The organism is Fulvivirga ulvae (genome assembly GCF_021389975.1).
In the GTDB taxonomy this organism is placed as follows: Bacteria; Bacteroidota; Bacteroidia; order Cytophagales; family Cyclobacteriaceae; genus Fulvivirga; species Fulvivirga ulvae.
The window spans coordinates 3858564-3875132 of the sequence record NZ_CP089981.1; the positions used below are offsets into that span (position 1 = coordinate 3858564).

Consider the following 16569-nt stretch of genomic DNA (forward strand, 5'->3'; position numbering starts at 1 on the left):
ACAGCAGGCAAATAGGAGTTAATAAGGTATATTGAAATTAATTAATATGGCAATAAAATATAGGTTAGTAATATTGATCTTTATTTTCTCTTTGTGTACAGCTAATGGACAACCGGTCAGTCCACGGCTTTTGCCTGAGTGGTTTGTCGAAAGGTATGAAAGTTTGGAACTTGATCGGAGGTATGAACTTGGTGCGTACTTGAATCCTTTATTTTTAGAAGGTGATTTTAATGGAGATGGAGAAAAAGATATTGTATCCACCCTGGTAAACTCTGAGAATGGCAAGTTAGGCTTGCTAATTATTTTTAAGAGCTCGGAGGAATATTATATTGTTGGAGCTGGAGATGGTTTTGGTGTAGCTGGAGATAGTTTTGAGTGGGTAGATTACTGGGAGATATTTGATTCAAAAACAGCTTATGAAACCACCTTTCTTGATAATGGGGATGTGGAAGGAACCAGAGAGGTAACGATAAGAAATGTTGCTATAAGCATTCGTGAAAGTGAAGGCTCCGGAGGATTAATTTACTACGATGGAGAAAAATTTACATGGATCCATCAAGGGGAATAGTTCAGTGAGCATTTCACGTTTATATCTATTTTCCTTTCCCATAAAAAAACTTTAAAACAATTCAAAAGAGCATACTACAATGAGCGAAAGAGTCACTCCGGAATTCGCAATTCCCATGCTTCCCAGTAGTTCCATCAGTGAAACACTACAGTTTTACGAAGCTATGGGCAGTACCATTACTTATCAGCAAAAGGCCCCGAATAACTATATAGGGCTTAAGCTTAAAGGAATTGAGATACATTTTTTCGGGCTGAAACAGCTAAAGCCTGAATCCAATTTCAGTTCCTGCTATCTCCGGGTTAACGATGTTGACAAGTTATATAATGATTGCAGGGCAGGGTTAAAGCAGCAGTATGGAAAGATACCATTGAAGGGGATCCCAAGAATTAACCCTATAAAAGATATACCCACTTATGGAGTCCGGCAGTTTGTAATTGTTGATCCATCAGGTAATTATATCCGGATAGGAGAGAAGATTAAAAAGGAGCCCGGTGTTCTGTTTGAAGAAGATGGGGAGAAGCCGCAAAAGGCAACGCCGTTAAGAAAGGCTTATGAACTTGCTAATAGACTTGCCCATGGAAAAGATGACCTGGAAGCCGCCGCCAGTGTGATTGACAAAGCATTGGCTTCTAACAAAAATGTAGAGCCGGAAATACGGTTCAAGCTGATTGTATTAAGGCTCGATATAGCCAATAGGTTTGAGGATATAGAGAAAATGAAAGTTATGGAGAAAGAGGGAAGGGGCTTATTGGAACTGGTTGGAAACGTTTCTGAAATTAATGAGGATATCCGGTCTTTTTATCAAATACTGGAGGGGGATAGGCAGTAGAGGTGACCTCATTTGCAGAGATGTTTGGTAGCAATAAAAAAGCCATTCCAGATAAGAATTACTTATTTGAAATGGCTCTTGTATGTTTATTTACAGATTAAACGTTATCAGAGCTGGATTTTGCACTCAGGTACTCTCTGTTTAGTCTGGCAATATTCTCCAGGCTGATTTCCTTAGGGCACTCTGCAGAACAGGCTCCCGTGTTGGAACAGGCTCCAAAGCCTTCTTCGTCCATCTGTGATACCATTTTCTCCACTCTTGTCTTTCTTTCTACCTGCCCCTGAGGCAAAAGTGCCAGTTGGGAAACCTTTGCACTTACGAACAGCATGGCAGAGGCATTTTTACATGCTGCAACACATGCTCCACATCCGATACACGTTGCGGCATCAAATGCTTCATCTGCAATTTTCTTCGGTATGGGGATCTCGTTGGCATCAGGCACACCACCCGTATTCACTGAAACATATCCGCCGGCCTGTATTACACGGTCGAATGCGGATCTGTTTACTACCAGGTCTTTTACTACAGGAAAAGCTTTTGCTCTCCATGGCTCCACTACAATAGTATCTCCGTCAGAGAAGCTTCTCATGTGAAGCTGGCAGGTAGTAGTTTGTTTAGGTCCGTGAGGCTTTCCGTTAATGTACATACTGCATGTTCCACAAATACCTTCGCGGCAGTCGTGGTCAAAGTGTACAGGATCTTCACCTTTTTTTAGTATCTGCTCGTTCAGCACGTCAAACATCTCCAGAAACGACATATCAGGGGATACGTCATCAAGTTGGTATGTTTTGAATCCACCTTTGTCCTGAGCGTTTTTTTGCCTCCAAACCTTTAGTGTTATCTTCATAACGTTGTATGTTGGTAGTTAATAGTTATTCTTTTATTTGCGACATTTATGTTGCCGGCAGAGCCGGCAAGTGTGTCATTATTTATAGCTTCTCTGGGTCAGTTTTACATTCTCGAATACCAGGTCTTCCTTATGCAGTACTTCTGGTACTTCCGGTCCCTTGTATTCCCATGCGGCTACATAAGAGAATTCATCATCCTTACGCTTTGCTTCACCCTCCTCAGTCTGCGACTCTTCCCTGAAGTGTCCACCACATGACTCACTTCTGTTCAATGCATCATCGACCATTAGTTCACCAAGCTCTAGGAAGTCAGCTACTCTGTTGGCTTTTTCAAGTGACTGGTTGAGTTCTTCATTTGATCCCAGTACATTCACATCTTCCCAGAACTCTTTTCTTAACTGCTGGATCTCCGTCTTTGCCTTTTTGAGGCCTTCCTCATTCCTCGACATTCCGCAATACTCCCACATGATATGTCCAAGTGCCTTATGGAATTCATCAACGGTTCTTTTTCCTTTGATGCCAAGCAGTTTTTTGTTGATTTCCTTAACACGCGCTTCGGCTTCTTTAAATGCTTCATGATCGGTAGATACTTTTTCATAAGGCATTTTAGCCAGATAGTCACCGATGGTGTACGGAATAACAAAGTATCCGTCGGCAAGCCCTTGCATCAGCGCACTGGCTCCCAGGCGGTTGGCTCCGTGGTCAGAGAAGTTGGCTTCTCCTATGGCATAGAGTCCTTCAACGTTTGTCATAAGGTTATAATCCACCCAAAGGCCACCCATAGTGTAGTGAACAGCAGGGTAGATTTTCATTGGCGTTTCATAAGGATTGTCACCGGTGATTTGCTGGTACATATCGAAAAGATTACCGTACTTGCCTTCAATGGCATCACGACCATCTCTTCTGATGGCATCAGCAAAGTCCAGATATACGGCAAGTCCTGTTTTGCTTACACCTCGGCCTTCATCGCAAACGTACTTGGCGTTTCTTGAGGCTACATCCCGGGGTACAAGGTTACCGAACGAAGGGTATCTTCTCTCCAGGTAGTAATCTCGTTTATCTTCAGGAAGGTCAGTAGGCTTTAACTCGCCTTTTCTGATCTTTTCAGAGTCTGATTTTTCTTTAGGTACCCATACACGTCCGTCATTTCTCAGAGACTCGGACATCAAAGTAAGTTTTGACTGGTGGTCTCCAGAAACCGGAATACAGGTAGGGTGAATCTGAGTATAGCAGGGGTTTGCAAAAAGAGCACCTTTCTTGTGAGCCCTCCATGCTGCGGTTACGTTTGACCCCATGGCGTTGGTAGAAAGGTAGAATACGTTACCGTAACCTCCTGTTGCCAAAACCACGGCATGCGCACTGTGCGATTCAATCTCGCCAGTGATCAGGTTACGTGTTACGATACCCCGGGCTTTGCCATCAATCATTACGAGATCGAGCATTTCCGAGCGGGTATACATCTTTACCTTACCGTTTGATATCTGTCTGCTCAGTGCACTGTAGGCACCTAAAAGCAGCTGCTGTCCGGTCTGGCCCCTGGCGTAGAAGGTTCTGGAAACCTGGGCTCCACCGAATGATCTGTTGGCAAGCAGGCCACCGTATTCTCTTGCAAAAGGCACCCCCTGGGCAACACACTGATCTATTATATCGACACTAACTTCTGCCAGACGGTAAACGTTACCCTCCCTTGAACGGTAATCACCACCTTTTACAGTGTCGTAGAACAGCCTGAAAATGCTGTCACCATCGTTTTGATAGTTTTTCGCAGCGTTGATACCACCCTGAGCCGCAATACTGTGGGCTCTCCTGGGGCTGTCCTGAAAACAAAATGCTTTAACATTGTAGCCCAGCTCCCCGAAAGATGCTGCAGCCGAAGCACCAGCTAAACCGGTACCTACAACAATAATGTCATATTTACGCTTATTGGCCGGATTTACTAACTTAACATTGAATTTATGTTTTGACCATTTCTCCGCGATTGGCCCTTCCGGTATTTTAGAATCTAACTTCATCTATCAGACGGTTTATACTAGTTGGATTACAAATTTTTGAAATATATTATTACGGGGATTGCAGCGAACATAGCTGGTACTATGATGGCAAAGGCAACGCCTACAAATTTTATAACTGGGTTGTATTTAACATGGTTCAGGCCAAGGGTCTGGAAAGCACTTGAGAAGCCATGAAACAAATGGAACATTAAGCCGAGCATGGCTACTACATAAAGCACTACATACCATAACTGCGAAAAAGCTATATCTACTGTGGCATATAGGTCCCGGTATTCCTGACCATCATATTGTACCATTTCAATTGGCCCCCAGTGCATCACATACCAGAAATTTTTCAGGTGTATGACCAGGAATATGAAAATGATCGTACCCAGTATTCCCATATTTCGAGAGCTCCATGTGCTGTTAGTTGAAGCGCTTGTTTTGGCATATCCTACCGGCCTTGCTTTTTTATTGCTTACGGTTATCAGAATGGCCCATACTATGTGAATAATAAAGGTGGCATAAAGAATAAAGGAGGTAGTTTTGATCAGTGGGTTTGTAGTCATGAATTTTGCATAAACGTTGAATGCGCGCCCTTCATCGTTTAGCAAAAGCTGGAGATTACCTGAAAGGTGTACTACCAAAAAGATAACAAGAAATAACCCTGTTAAAGCCATTAAAAGCTTTTTACCCAAGGTGCTGGACATTGCTTTAGTGAACCAACTCATGGTATAGTTTTGATGATTTTAAGTTGTAATAATTAAACCTTGCCAAAGGTACATTTGAAAGGTTTATCAAACAATTATGCCTGTCTATTTTAAAAGATTCTAAATAGAGGGATTAAAAAAAGGAGGGAAACCATTGGGTGAAAAGCTCGAAAAAGAATACAATCAGACCTATTAAAAACACGGTTCCGGTAAGGAGCAATTCGCTCTGTGCGAACTGGCGAAGTCTGACTCGTATCACTTTAACTCTTTTCATTATGTGGAATATATGCCACAATCCCAGCAACAACTCATGTACCAGTTGTGAATATTGCTTTAAACGCCTCTTTGAAGCGGTTATTGCTTATGAAGCAGTCCCTCATTGGGAAATAGTCTCTTATCGGTAGCGGAGGTTTCGGGGGTTTTATCGTTATTGTTTCATAATTTTGCTATTGTAAAAAACTGTGTAATTATGAGTCCCGAGACTATCCTTACTATTATACTGGTGATTATTTCCGCTGATTTCATTTTTGAGCAGTTGCTGGACTACATCAACCTCAAGTCCGGTAAATATGAATTGCCGGAAGAGGTGGCTGCTTTTTATGAAAAGGAGAAGTATACCAAATCGATCAGCTATCAGCGGGTACAAACACGCTTCTCATTCATTACATCTGCGGTTAGTTTTATTGCGTCATTTCTGCTGCTGGCCTTCGGCGGTTTTGGATATATTGATGAGCTGCTTCGTCCTTACTTTGACCATGAGATTTTACTGGCACTTGTGTATTTTGGAGCATTGTATTTCGTGTCGGATCTGCTTACCATTCCATTTCAGCTGTATAACACCTTTGTGATTGAGGAAAGATACGGCTTCAACAAAACTACCGCGGGTACTTTTATTGCGGATAAATTAAAGGGCTACATGCTTGCCGTATTGATCGGCGGACTTTTGCTGGGGCTCTTGCTTTATCTGATCCTCAACATAGGGCAGGACTTCTGGATCTATTTCTGGATAGCCATAGCTGTTTTTACCTTGTTTGCCAATATGTTCTTCACTACACTCATATTACCTTTGTTTAATAAGCTTACCCCGTTGGAAGAAGGCGAACTTAAAACGGCAATTGAAGATTATAGCAAACGTATCAATTTTCCGCTTGACAACATTTTTGTAATTGACGGGTCGAAAAGATCTAACAAAGCCAATGCATTTTTCTCAGGTATAGGCAAAAAGAAGAAAATTGTGCTATATGATACTTTGATCAAAAATCATTCGACAGAAGAGCTGGTAGCTATCCTGGCCCATGAAGTAGGGCACTTCAAAAAGAAGCATATTGTGCTTGGCTTTGTGATCTCGATTGTTCAAACAGGGGTAATGCTGTTCATCATGTCACGAATGATACTCAATGAAAACCTTTCACTTGCACTCGGTGCCGAGCAGATGGGTGTACATCTGAATCTGATTGCCTTTGGTTTGTTGTTTACCCCTATTTCAAAGGTTATTGGTGTGTTTGGCAATATCATAAGCAGAAGGAATGAGTACGAGGCTGACGAATATGCTAATAAAACATACAATGGGCAGGCCCTGTCCAGTGCATTGAAGAAGCTATCTGTGGATAACCTGAGTAATTTATACCCTCATCCGGCTTATGTTTTTGTTCACTATTCGCATCCGCCCTTATTGAAGCGGCTGGATGCCATTGCCAGGTTATAAGTGAATCAAGGAGATTATTTATGGATGGTGAATTCATCTACCAGGTGTAAATCTTCGGTGGCAAATGACTCACCTTTTAGTTGTTTTCCGTTTACTGAGATCTTTAAAAAAGCCCATAGATGAGCAGCACGGGCGACCAGGTCTTTGTGCCTGCAGTTTTCAGGGTCCGGGGTGAAAGGCTTTGAATCCGTACCTATTCCACGGAGCTTGCCACCGCTGCCCACAGTAATGCTTATGAATCCTTTTGGAGTATGGTAGACCTGGGAGGAACCTATGTATTCAGGTATGACTTCACCCGTGCCATTCATGGGGTTGAGACGTTCGTAAGTATGTGCATGGCCATTAAGTACCAGGTCAACATTGTACTGCTCAAAAAGTGGGTAGAGTGCCATTACATTGTTGTAATCCTCCTTATAAGTACATGATTTACCATTGTGATGTAAGAAAATAATGATCCAGGTTGCGTTACCTTGCGCGGCTTCAAGATCACTTTTCAGCCATTCGACCTGCTTTTCATATTCATGGAAGTCGCCATTTTTGCTATCCATACCAATGAAATGAGCCTGCCCGTAATCAAAGCTGTAGTAGTATTCATTATGGGGAAGCTTCCATTCCTTCAGGTAGTTGTTTTCCGGCTCATGCCAATCGTGGTTACCCAATACCGTAAAAACAGGCAGGTATGGGAATATGCTGCCAAAATGGTTAAAGAGATTACTGTCATAGGCCTCGCTTTTGCCATCGGGATAGATGATGTCGCCTAATAATAGTCCGAAGTTCATGGAGCTGACCGATGGTTCCAATGCCTTGGCCAGTAAGTCTGGCGTACCGCCTTCTTCTATAGGCTCTCCAATATCTCCGACCGCAAAAAATGAAAATACAGAATCTTTTTGACTAACAGGAGACCTGAACCACAGGGTATCATCCGGTAGCAGATCAATATCGTTGGTGAGTATCTTGTACCTGTATGGTGTGTTTGGTTCAAGGTCTCTGAGTACTACCTCATTTTCAGTAACTCCGGTATTTGTCAGCCTTACGTTTCCTTCTACCGACTTCCATTCTCCATGTGCAGCAGGTTTATATGCCACCTTACAAACGGTTCCTGTATCTGTTCTCCACAAAATAGTGAGGCTGTCCTTAAGGGCGCACTGGAGATAGGGCTTTCTGGCCAGTAAAGGTTTTATTTCCCTTGTCGGCGTGGAACAGTACACTAGAAGAAGTATAGGAATAAAAATAATGGTGTTGATAATCTGCTTCATGTTATTCTTAAAGTAAAAGAAGCCCCGGAAATCTGGAGGGATTCCCGGGGCAGCTCTTGTTTTATTAATTATTTAAATGCGTGATACGCTGATTGAACTTGCTTCATCGTTGAACCCTTCATTGCTCAGGCAGTTGTCTGTCCCTGTTTTTGTGACTGTTCTCCCTGTAAACCCACTATGCTCATAGAGGGTCACCTGGTAGCCATTGTCTATCTGCAACGAGGAAATATCATCATTGGAAATTCCCAGGCTTTGTAGCTGGCTCAGTGAATATTGCCCTTCCTTTAAAGAAACAGCGTAACCTTTATAATCACAATGCTGATAAAGGGTTACAACTCCACCAGTACTGTTGCTATACTTGTTGTTGGTGTAGTAATGCGATAAATTACCCACACCATCAAAATATATATCTACAAGCTTGGCAGGGTCGGTAGCCATTTCACCACCTTGTACTATGCCGTCGTTACCATCATTCCATGCCCATGGAGCATTGGCTCCTCCATCTTTAAAGTTATTTCCCTTAAATCCACCTCCTGCATTATAAAAAAGGTCAGTGTTGAACCTCTGGTCCCAAAACCCGCCACTTTCAAAAATGTCCACCAGCTTATACTCTACGTAAGTGTCATAATTATCAGCAGGGATCTGTGCTACGTCGTTCATTGAAGGGTAGTAGATTACCCCATCGCCATTGATGTCATTTTGGGGCCAGGCTTTTAACCCATGCCCCTTGGCTTCCTGGGCGGTTACCGGGTGCAGGGCACCGTTATAACTAACCATCTGAAGTGTGCCATCTATATTTTCCTGGCCACTTATAAATGGACTACCGGATGGTGTATAGGAAAAGAAATCGGAGTGGCTCACCGTTACAGCTCCTTGCAGCGCCCCATAGGTGGTGCCGTTTTTGTGGATTGCCATAAGTATGCCTTCAAGGTCATTTTCGTGTTGATCCAGGTTGTAAAGGAAGAAAATGTCTGTCCAGTCTCTTGGGTGAAAAAAGGCGTAAATGATGTACCAGTGAGTGTTGGTTTCTACCACGGAATAGTAACAATAAGCAGAAAGGGAATTGCCATATGCTGATAGGTTCTCCCAGTTGTTTGAAGCATTCCAGTCCCCATCATAGTTGATGGCCGAGATATAGTCTGATTTTCCGCCTTCAGCGTAGGTTCCCGTAGCATCAACATCCATGTAATGAATAGGCGCCCATCTTTTAACCAGGTCAATTTCGAAGCCTGTACGTGCATTTGATTGGTGCTTTGCCTTTTCTGCTTTTTCTATATCCACATCCTGCTGTACTTCTTCCAGCAAATTATCCTGACAAGCCAATAAATTAAACATGCAAAAGACAATAAATGCCTTGTTGATAAATGAAAGTCGCATTAGGTTTTTCATAATTTTTAAGATTTAGTTAGGTTGGTTTTTGCTTTTACAGGTAAGAATCCGCCCCACCCTGTAGAGTGAGACGGACTTTACCAGACTAAATGGTTTAAATTTTATTATTCGTTTTCCCACCAGAAAGACTTTTTCCATGTGTTGTTATACCAATCCTGGAAGTTAGCACTTCCCGGGTATTCATCTTCGGCCAGCATAGGCTCTTCAAAAGTCTCCATTTCCAGTGAAGGGCTTGATGCATTGTTGATCAGCCACATCCTGGCCAGGTTACGGTTGTCTTGTCCTGTTATAGCGATGTCATAGCCTTCTGCACGCGCTTTTTCATAAGCCTTTAAGTTTTCGGCAGCTTCACTGGTAGGGTAGCTGGCTCGTGAAGGGAAAAATTTTCCGCTGCCTGTAGATGCAAAACTACCTGCGTTATCAGAGGCCAGTATACCCGGTAGCATAGTTCTTCTGTAATGAAAGTAGGGTTCAAAATGCAACTGAAAGATAGCGATCCAGCGTTGCTCATTGATCAGTAAGAGTTTGTCTCTGGTACCATTGAAGTTAACTTGTGGCTGCTCCAGATACTCCTCGGCGTTATTTACCCCCTGGTCGGCATAAGCACGATCATATTCAGCCCTGCCGGCAAAACCGTTGAGTACATCATATTCTATGAAGCTGGCACGAATAGCATCATCGTAATACCTTGAAGGATCACCGCCAATAATTCCTCTTTGGGCCATTTCAGCCAAATTGAACAGCATTTCCGAATAAGTGGCCAGCTTAATGGGGGTAGCTGCAGCAGCGGGCAATGCCTCGAGATTTTCATCCATCGGCCTGAATGCCGGGCCTAGTAGCGAACTGTATTCCCAGCCGCCATTCCAGGAAGCGGCATCACCATCGCTGGTGGTGATGCCATACAGGTGTCCCAGGTACTTATCTTCTCCCGGGTTTTGAGGTACCACATACCCGGGCTCTTCATGTACCTTTTTTACAGGGGTAGCAAACCTGTATAACCTGGGGTCTTTTAAGGATGCAAGTCTCTCTACAAATACCTGGCTCAATGCAATTTGTTTGATCCGGTCGGGGTTGTACCTGTAGTAAAGGGATGTTCTTGAGGCTCCGTCGAAATTTATCTGAAAGTTATCTTCATTGCTCTCAAGAACAGGGTAGCGGGCCGGGTCATTCAGGATTTCATTGGCTATTGATTTGGCCTCTTCGGGATCGGCGTTATACATGTGCAAAGCCATTCTCAGCCTCAATGTATTGGAGAATTTTCTCCACTTTGCAATATCACCGTAATATATCCAGTCTGATGCTTCATCGATGTTTTCTGTCTCTCCGGCCAGCAGGTCGTTGGCAGCTTTGAGCTTAGTCAGTAATCCTGCGTAAATATCCCGCTGCTTGTCATAATCAATACCGGTTAAAGGTACATCATCGGCAATAACCAGTGAATAGGGAATGTCTCCATAGAATGTGGTAAGCATATAAAACATCCACGATTCCCAGATGTCGGCAACAGCCACATAGCGATTATCACCCTGGTTTAAGGCGATGTTGCGCACATTTTTAATGTTGCGGATAGAGGCGTAACAATGAGGCCACACGTGTCCGTCAAAGTCATGCCAGGAACGGTGCCTGTTACCCTGGCTCAAGCTTCTTGTTTTGCCATAATAGGCGGTTACAGGTAGTATGGCATTGATGAAAGTATTGTCACTTCGGTCCCAGTCGCCGTTTATGGAGATGGCACCGTTGAACATACCACCCATAAAAAAGGACGGGCTTAGATTTTCATCTTTAAGGTTGGGTACATTTTTATCGATGTTGATGTCTTCATCCCAGGTATCGCATGAGCAAAGGAAAAGAAACACCGAACAGCATATATATAATAGATTTTTCATTTTTCTGTTTTTTTTAATCAGGGTTGATTTAAAATTTCAGTAAAAGGTTGTATCCCCAGGTTTTGGGTACGGCTACACCACCAGTGGTGGAAATTCCGGGACGGCCAAGGGTCAAAGCTTCGGGGTCTACATGTTTTACATCTGACCATACCATGAGATTTCGGCCGAAAAGAGAAAGCTCTACAGAACGGAATGGCGTTTTGCTAATGATGGATTCGGGCAAACGGTAGGAGATACTCAGCTCTTTAAGTTTTACAAACGAGCCGTCCTTCACCCAAATGTCATTGATCTCGCCATCAGTCATATAGTCGCCATAAAATACCTCTGCAGTTATCTCCTCACCGGCTTCAAAAGGCTTGGGCCCCTCAGGGCTGTCCCATATGCCGGAAGGAAGCACTGCATTGCGGTTGCCTCCGGTAGTTTCATCCAGGCCAAGGCCTACCAGGTTCTTTTCAATCCCTGCGTAGAAGTCATTGCCTTGCTGAGTGGTGAAAAGTACGCCCAATGTAATACCCTTATAGCTGAAGGAGTTGTGCAAAGAGCCTATCCAGTCCGGATTGTAGTTGCCGATAACAGTCAACTCATCCGAGCGGGGCAGGTCTTTATTGGAATCAAAATAAAGCTCGCCATTATAAGCAGCAAGTGACGGGTCGTGTATATCCGGGTCGTACTCAAATCGACGGGCAGTTTTTGAATAAATGTTGCCACGTCTCTGGTCTACCTGATCAATCACGAAAAGATGATTTGTCAGGGCACTGGTGAAAATTAGTTCCGGGTTTTCAGTATCCAACTCGCGGACATAGGCCCTGTCCCTGGAGAAATTGACCGTCGTATTCCATACAAAGTCACCGGATTTTACCGGGGTGGCATTAAGTATAAGCTCTATTCCGTTATTCTCAATCTCTCCAGCATTGCGAACTACAAAGTTGTACCCTGTAATGGAGCTTACAGCTACCGGCCAAATCTGATTACGGGTGTTGCTGTTGTAGTAGGTAAGGTCGAGGCCAAGCCGGTTATCGAAGAACTGAATGTTGGTACCAACTTCAAAACCGGTGGTTAGCTCAGGTTTTAAACCAAATTCCCTTTTGGTACTACCCTCAGCTATCTGACTTATAATTCCATCGCCACGGGTGAAATCTACTTCATCCTGAAGAAGAAAAGCTTCGGCGTCGTTACCTACCTGGGCAAAATTGGCGCGCAATTTCAAAAACGATAGAGGCTGCGGTAGGGTAAATACCTCTGATAAAATGGCGCTGGCGGCGACTGATGGATAGAAATAAGAATTTTCCTCTTCCGGCAAAGTAGAAGACCAGTCATTGCGCGCTGTCAGGTCCAGGAAGAATTTGTCCTGATAAGACAGGTAAGCAAAACCATATAAAGAGTTGATGCCTTTGTCTACATCATTTCGTGTAGTTGCATACTGGCCATTGCGATAGTTTTGAATGGCGTAAACACCGGGCACCAGAAGTTGATTGTTTTCACCATAAAACGATTCACTGTGCTGCAGCATGGAATTACCTCCGGCAGAGATCCTGAAGCTAAAGTCATCATATGCTTTTTGATAGGTAAGCAAAAAATCCGCATTGCGCTCGTATGAAAACTCATTGGTTTGCTGATAACCACCGTATTGCTCAAGGTTGTTCAAATGCCCGCTGGCCAGTTTTTGAGCCGTTTTATTGCGTAAGCCATTGATACCTCCCCTTACAAAAAAGCTAAGATTGTCCGTAATGTCATAGCTAAGCTGCAGGTTACCAACCACACGAATCCTGTTCATTTCATAGGCGTTCTCATTAAGCACAAAGTAAGGATTGTCCATACCTACTCGGTAAATCCGCTGCTCTCCGTTACCATCTCTGTAGGTTTTGAGGTCTTCAATGTCTACATTCAACGGAATACCTGAAGGATCATAGCCTCTGTTGTTATCACTTCTCTGGTTTATCAGCTTAATATTTGTTTTGGCAGAGAATTTTTCATTGAAGAACCAGTCATGAACCAGGTCCAGACGGTCCTGCTTAAAGTTGGTGTTAGGCACCATTCCTTTTTGCCTGATATTGGTGTAGGAGAGGCGGTAGTTTTGATTTTCAGACCCTCCAATCAGTGCCAGGTTATGTGTGGCAATTATGCCGGTCTCATAGAAGTTTTTGAAATTGTCAGGGTGAGCCTTCCATTCAGCATTTTCATTCCATAATTGGGCTGTGTCTGTACCGCTGCTGAAAGCAGGCCCCCATGACTGGTTGGTTTCAGCATTATAATTGCCGCCAATACCCTGCCCGAAGGCGGTCTGGTATTCCGGAGTGACAGAAGGACGCTGGAAGGTAAGGTTGGAGCTGAACTCAACATTGAAACCGCTACCCTTGCCGCCACCTCTTTTTGTGGTGATCAGTACTACGCCATTAGTGGCACGGGAGCCGTAAAGGGCGGCGCCACTGGGACCCTTTAATACAGAGATAGACTCTATATCATTGGGCGCAACAGAGTTCATGTCTCCGGGAATACCATCTATTACAAACAGAGGCTGATTGCTCCCGGACAGTACATTTTCACCACGAATTACAATACGGGTATTTTCATCTCCCAACTCACCCCCGCCCTGGGTCACAAATACTCCGGCAATGCGTCCGGCCAGCGCATTGGAGACATTTTGCTGTTTGGTTACAGCTACCTCGTCGCCCTTTACGTCCTGTAAGGCGTAGCCAATATCTTCTTTGTTCCTCTCTATGTTAAGTGCGGTAACTACTATCTCCTGCAACGACTGGATGTCAGGAGTCATAGCAATGGAGAAATAAGTTTGCCCTTGCAGTAATACTTCGAGCCGTTCGAAGCCAACGAATGAAAATATCAGTGATTTGGTATCATCAGGGAGTTCCAGTTGGAAATACCCGTCGGCATCAGTTATGGTGCCATGAGATGTGCCGGGCACCACTACGGTTACGCCAACCAGAGGCTCGCCGGTTTCGATATCAGTAACCTTACCACTAACCGAAATTTCAACCGGGTAAAAAGATTCGGACACCTGCGGGCCTTTTTGCGTTACTTGCTTAACTACGATAAGGTCGTTGATCCTTCTGAATTCCAGTCTTTTGTCGTTGGAGATCCTCTGGAGGATCTGTTTCAGGTTTTGGTAGCCTGTACTTACTTCTACCCTTTGATCTACATCGATCTCACCTTCTACGTAAAAGAATTTCAGATCGGTGCGTTCTTCGATGAGGTCAAAAGCCTGCTTAAGCGTATATTCCCTGGACTGTATGTCCATCTCAATTTCCGCGAGCCCCTGGCTGTTAACGGTAGTTGCGGCAAACATTACAGTGGCGCAACACAATTGAATTATAATACTATACAATGCTTTGAGTATTATTGAATGGTATAATTTTTTCATAAATTTGAATTGAGTTTTAACATTTTTCTGATTTTGTTGAGACTGCAAGTCCCTGTTTTTACAGGTAAGTACCAGTTACCTGTAGTTGGGACAGAACCTATTGGAAGCGCCTGTTTACCGGGCGCTTTTTTTTGAACCTGTTTTTATCATATGTCCTTTTTGGGGTTAAATATTACTGACATCCATTACCTGAAAGTGTGATCACTTTATAATCTTCTGTACTGTATTCTATGTCTGTGGCATGCTCAAGTGCTTTTAGAATAGTTTTGATGGATTCATCTTTAAATGAAGCGTTGATCTTACAGCCAGTGGCTACCCCCTGCGCGTATTGGAAAGTAACTCCGTATCGCTTTTCAAGTACGCTGAGTACATGATGCAGAGGTTCTGCTTCAAAAATGAAGATCTTGTCTTTCCAGCCAACGGTTTTTAGCACATCAAATCCATTGACTACGGCTTGGGATGTTGTCCTGTTAAAAGTCACCTGCTTTCCGGGTTCAAGCGTGATTTTTTCCAGGGAAGCATTTTTACCCACTTCCACCTTGCCTTCGAGAAGAGACACCTGCAAGGTTTCTTTGGAATCGTAATCGTTGATATTGAATACTGTGCCAAGCACCTTTAGGGAATAATCTTTCATATGCACAACAAAAGGTCTGTCAGGATTAGTGGCTATATCGAAGTAGCCCTCGCCACTAAAAAAGACCTCCCTGGAGGACGGTCCAAAATTTTCAGGAAAGCGAATGCTAGACTGACCGTTCAGAGTGATCTCACTGCCATCCCTGAAAGTCAAAATAGTGGTCTGGCCTGCCAGCGTTTGTTTCTCAATCCATTTGATCTCCGGTGTCTTTTCTGTATTCCCTGAATAAGATATGTAGGTAAATATCCCGATAGTGGCTAATAACAGTAGGCTGGCAGCTACTTTCAAAGCCCGGGTGCTCAGGAAGACCTGCTTTTTGGCTGGTGCCTGGCCCATATTGAAAGATGGGTCTTTTGCCTGTATACCTCTGATCACCCTTTGGCGTACTCTTTCTAAATTGTAAGTGCGCTCGGTTATGCCAGAGAGCTCGTTTTGCCAATTGCTGACTATGGTTTGATATTCTTTTTCCAGCGAAAATTCCTGAATCAGGAACCTGAGCCTTGCTTTGTCATCTTCCGTGGCCGTATCGGAGAGTTCTTTGGCCAGCAGATCGTAAAATTCATTTTTATTCATCGGTGCCATTATTGCCTTTACTGATATGACAATATTGACAGGCCGTTTTCCCGGTTGAACTTGTTATGTGTTTGTTAATTAAACGTTAAGAGAATGAGCGTCAATTGTATGACTTTTTGATAATGGCGGGCAATGGATTTGCAGGCTTCGACCAAATGATTGCTCACCGTTTTGGGAGAGATAGATAGCATTTCTGCAATTTCATTGGTTTCGAAACCTTCAACTTTGCTGAGGCGAAAAACATTTTGCTGTTGAGAAGGTAGCTGCACCACATATTGCTCAATTTCAGAACGGAGATCATTGATGGTTAGTCCTGCATCAGTTCTGCTGTTTGAAGCCAGTAAGCTGTCATCTACCTGATCGAAAGAAAGTATTGGCTTAAGGGCGCTTTTTAAATGATTAAGCGAGGTGTTCTTAACAGAGGTAAAAAGATAGGGCCTGATCTGTTTTATTTGCAGGTCATCTTTCCTGATCCAAAGGTTGATAAATACATCTGAAACTGCTTCCTCGATCATATCCGGTGTAAGTCTGAACCGGCTGGCGTATTCGCAGAGGTGAAGAAAGTTGCGCTGAAAGAGCTTATCAAAGGCTTTTTGGTTTCCGCTTACAGATAACGCCCAAAGCTGATTGTCGTTTAACTCATTCAAACTGTTCATACTAATCTGGATAGGAACCGAAATTATGAACAGCCCGAAGCTAAACCAAAAATCAGGGATTAACACATTGTTAAAAAAATCAGGAGTACTTAATACAGGCACGGGCAGATGGCAGAGATCTGTTTTAGTCTGGCGGTGCATGGTACCCATA

The 16569-nt window shown here is 43.6% G+C and carries 12 protein-coding genes; 3 read left to right on the top strand and 9 right to left on the bottom strand.

The genetic code is table 11. The annotated features are described in order from the left end of the window. Positions 1 to 46: 46 nt before the first annotated feature. Positions 47 to 568: a hypothetical protein gene (locus LVD17_RS16510; protein ID WP_233760114.1), complete on the top strand. Its 522-nt coding sequence runs from the start codon at positions 47 to 49 to the stop codon at positions 566 to 568. A gap of 79 nt (positions 569 to 647) precedes the next feature. Next, positions 648 to 1397 (top strand): bleomycin resistance protein, encoded by a 750-nt coding sequence (locus LVD17_RS16515; RefSeq protein WP_233760115.1) that lies wholly within the window; start codon positions 648 to 650, stop codon positions 1395 to 1397. Between the two features lie 97 nt (positions 1398 to 1494). Here LVD17_RS16515 and LVD17_RS16520 read toward each other — a convergent pair whose 3' ends face one another. The 3 genes from LVD17_RS16520 to LVD17_RS16530 all read right to left on the bottom strand — a co-directional run bounded on the left by LVD17_RS16520 (position 1495) and on the right by LVD17_RS16530 (position 4967). Beyond that, positions 1495 to 2244: a succinate dehydrogenase/fumarate reductase iron-sulfur subunit gene (locus tag LVD17_RS16520; RefSeq protein WP_233760116.1), complete on the bottom strand. Its 750-nt coding sequence runs from the start codon at positions 2242 to 2244 to the stop codon at positions 1495 to 1497. A 78-nt stretch (positions 2245 to 2322) separates the two neighbouring features. Next, a complete protein-coding gene (locus tag LVD17_RS16525; protein ID WP_233760117.1) occupies positions 2323 to 4257 on the bottom strand; it encodes a fumarate reductase/succinate dehydrogenase flavoprotein subunit in 1935 nt (644 codons plus the stop codon). A 26-nt stretch (positions 4258 to 4283) separates the two neighbouring features. After that, positions 4284 to 4967: a succinate dehydrogenase cytochrome b subunit gene (locus tag LVD17_RS16530; protein ID WP_233760118.1), complete on the bottom strand. Its 684-nt coding sequence runs from the start codon at positions 4965 to 4967 to the stop codon at positions 4284 to 4286. A 448-nt stretch (positions 4968 to 5415) separates the two neighbouring features. Between LVD17_RS16530 and LVD17_RS16535 the strand changes: the two genes are divergently transcribed. Further along, on the top strand, positions 5416 to 6651 hold the full coding sequence (locus LVD17_RS16535) for a M48 family metallopeptidase (RefSeq protein ID WP_233760119.1): 1236 nt from the start codon (positions 5416 to 5418) through the stop codon (positions 6649 to 6651). 14 nt (positions 6652 to 6665) lie between these two features. On the opposite strand, the gene LVD17_RS16540 is transcribed toward LVD17_RS16535, so the two are convergent. The 6 genes from LVD17_RS16540 to LVD17_RS16565 all read right to left on the bottom strand — a co-directional run bounded on the left by LVD17_RS16540 (position 6666) and on the right by LVD17_RS16565 (position 16418). Next, on the bottom strand, positions 6666 to 7907 hold the full coding sequence (locus LVD17_RS16540) for a purple acid phosphatase family protein (protein ID WP_233760120.1): 1242 nt from the start codon (positions 7905 to 7907) through the stop codon (positions 6666 to 6668). A gap of 72 nt (positions 7908 to 7979) precedes the next feature. Beyond that, positions 7980 to 9296: a beta/gamma crystallin family protein gene (locus tag LVD17_RS16545; protein WP_233760121.1), complete on the bottom strand. Its 1317-nt coding sequence runs from the start codon at positions 9294 to 9296 to the stop codon at positions 7980 to 7982. Between the two features lie 104 nt (positions 9297 to 9400). Next, entirely contained in the window at positions 9401 to 11179 is a 1779-nt protein-coding gene (locus LVD17_RS16550; RefSeq protein WP_233760122.1) for a SusD/RagB family nutrient-binding outer membrane lipoprotein, read from the bottom strand. Between the two features lie 28 nt (positions 11180 to 11207). Beyond that, a complete protein-coding gene (locus LVD17_RS16555; RefSeq protein ID WP_233760123.1) occupies positions 11208 to 14555 on the bottom strand; it encodes a SusC/RagA family TonB-linked outer membrane protein in 3348 nt (1115 codons plus the stop codon). 172 nt (positions 14556 to 14727) lie between these two features. Continuing rightward, on the bottom strand, positions 14728 to 15762 hold the full coding sequence (locus LVD17_RS16560; RefSeq protein ID WP_233760124.1) for a FecR family protein: 1035 nt from the start codon (positions 15760 to 15762) through the stop codon (positions 14728 to 14730). 74 nt (positions 15763 to 15836) lie between these two features. Then, entirely contained in the window at positions 15837 to 16418 is a 582-nt protein-coding gene (locus LVD17_RS16565) for a sigma-70 family RNA polymerase sigma factor (protein ID WP_233760125.1), read from the bottom strand. Positions 16419 to 16569: the final 151 nt, after the last annotated feature.

Excerpts from the sequence above, each read along its gene's own strand:
- LVD17_RS16510 (WP_233760114.1), top strand. The coding sequence starts at position 47 with ATGGCAATAAAATATAGGTTAGTAATATTGATCTTTATTTTCTCTTTG.
- LVD17_RS16515 (WP_233760115.1), top strand. The coding sequence starts at position 648 with ATGAGCGAAAGAGTCACTCCGGAATTCGCAATTCCCATGCTTCCCAGT.
- LVD17_RS16520 (WP_233760116.1), bottom strand. The coding sequence starts at position 2,244 with ATGAAGATAACACTAAAGGTTTGGAGGCAAAAAAACGCTCAGGACAAA.
- LVD17_RS16525 (WP_233760117.1), bottom strand. The coding sequence starts at position 4,257 with ATGAAGTTAGATTCTAAAATACCGGAAGGGCCAATCGCGGAGAAATGG.
- LVD17_RS16530 (WP_233760118.1), bottom strand. The coding sequence starts at position 4,967 with ATGAGTTGGTTCACTAAAGCAATGTCCAGCACCTTGGGTAAAAAGCTT.
- LVD17_RS16535 (WP_233760119.1), top strand. The coding sequence starts at position 5,416 with ATGAGTCCCGAGACTATCCTTACTATTATACTGGTGATTATTTCCGCT.
- LVD17_RS16540 (WP_233760120.1), bottom strand. The coding sequence starts at position 7,907 with ATGAAGCAGATTATCAACACCATTATTTTTATTCCTATACTTCTTCTA.
- LVD17_RS16545 (WP_233760121.1), bottom strand. The coding sequence starts at position 9,296 with ATGAAAAACCTAATGCGACTTTCATTTATCAACAAGGCATTTATTGTC.
- LVD17_RS16550 (WP_233760122.1), bottom strand. The coding sequence starts at position 11,179 with ATGAAAAATCTATTATATATATGCTGTTCGGTGTTTCTTTTCCTTTGC.
- LVD17_RS16555 (WP_233760123.1), bottom strand. The coding sequence starts at position 14,555 with ATGAAAAAATTATACCATTCAATAATACTCAAAGCATTGTATAGTATT.
- LVD17_RS16560 (WP_233760124.1), bottom strand. The coding sequence starts at position 15,762 with ATGAATAAAAATGAATTTTACGATCTGCTGGCCAAAGAACTCTCCGAT.
- LVD17_RS16565 (WP_233760125.1), bottom strand. The coding sequence starts at position 16,418 with ATGAACAGTTTGAATGAGTTAAACGACAATCAGCTTTGGGCGTTATCT.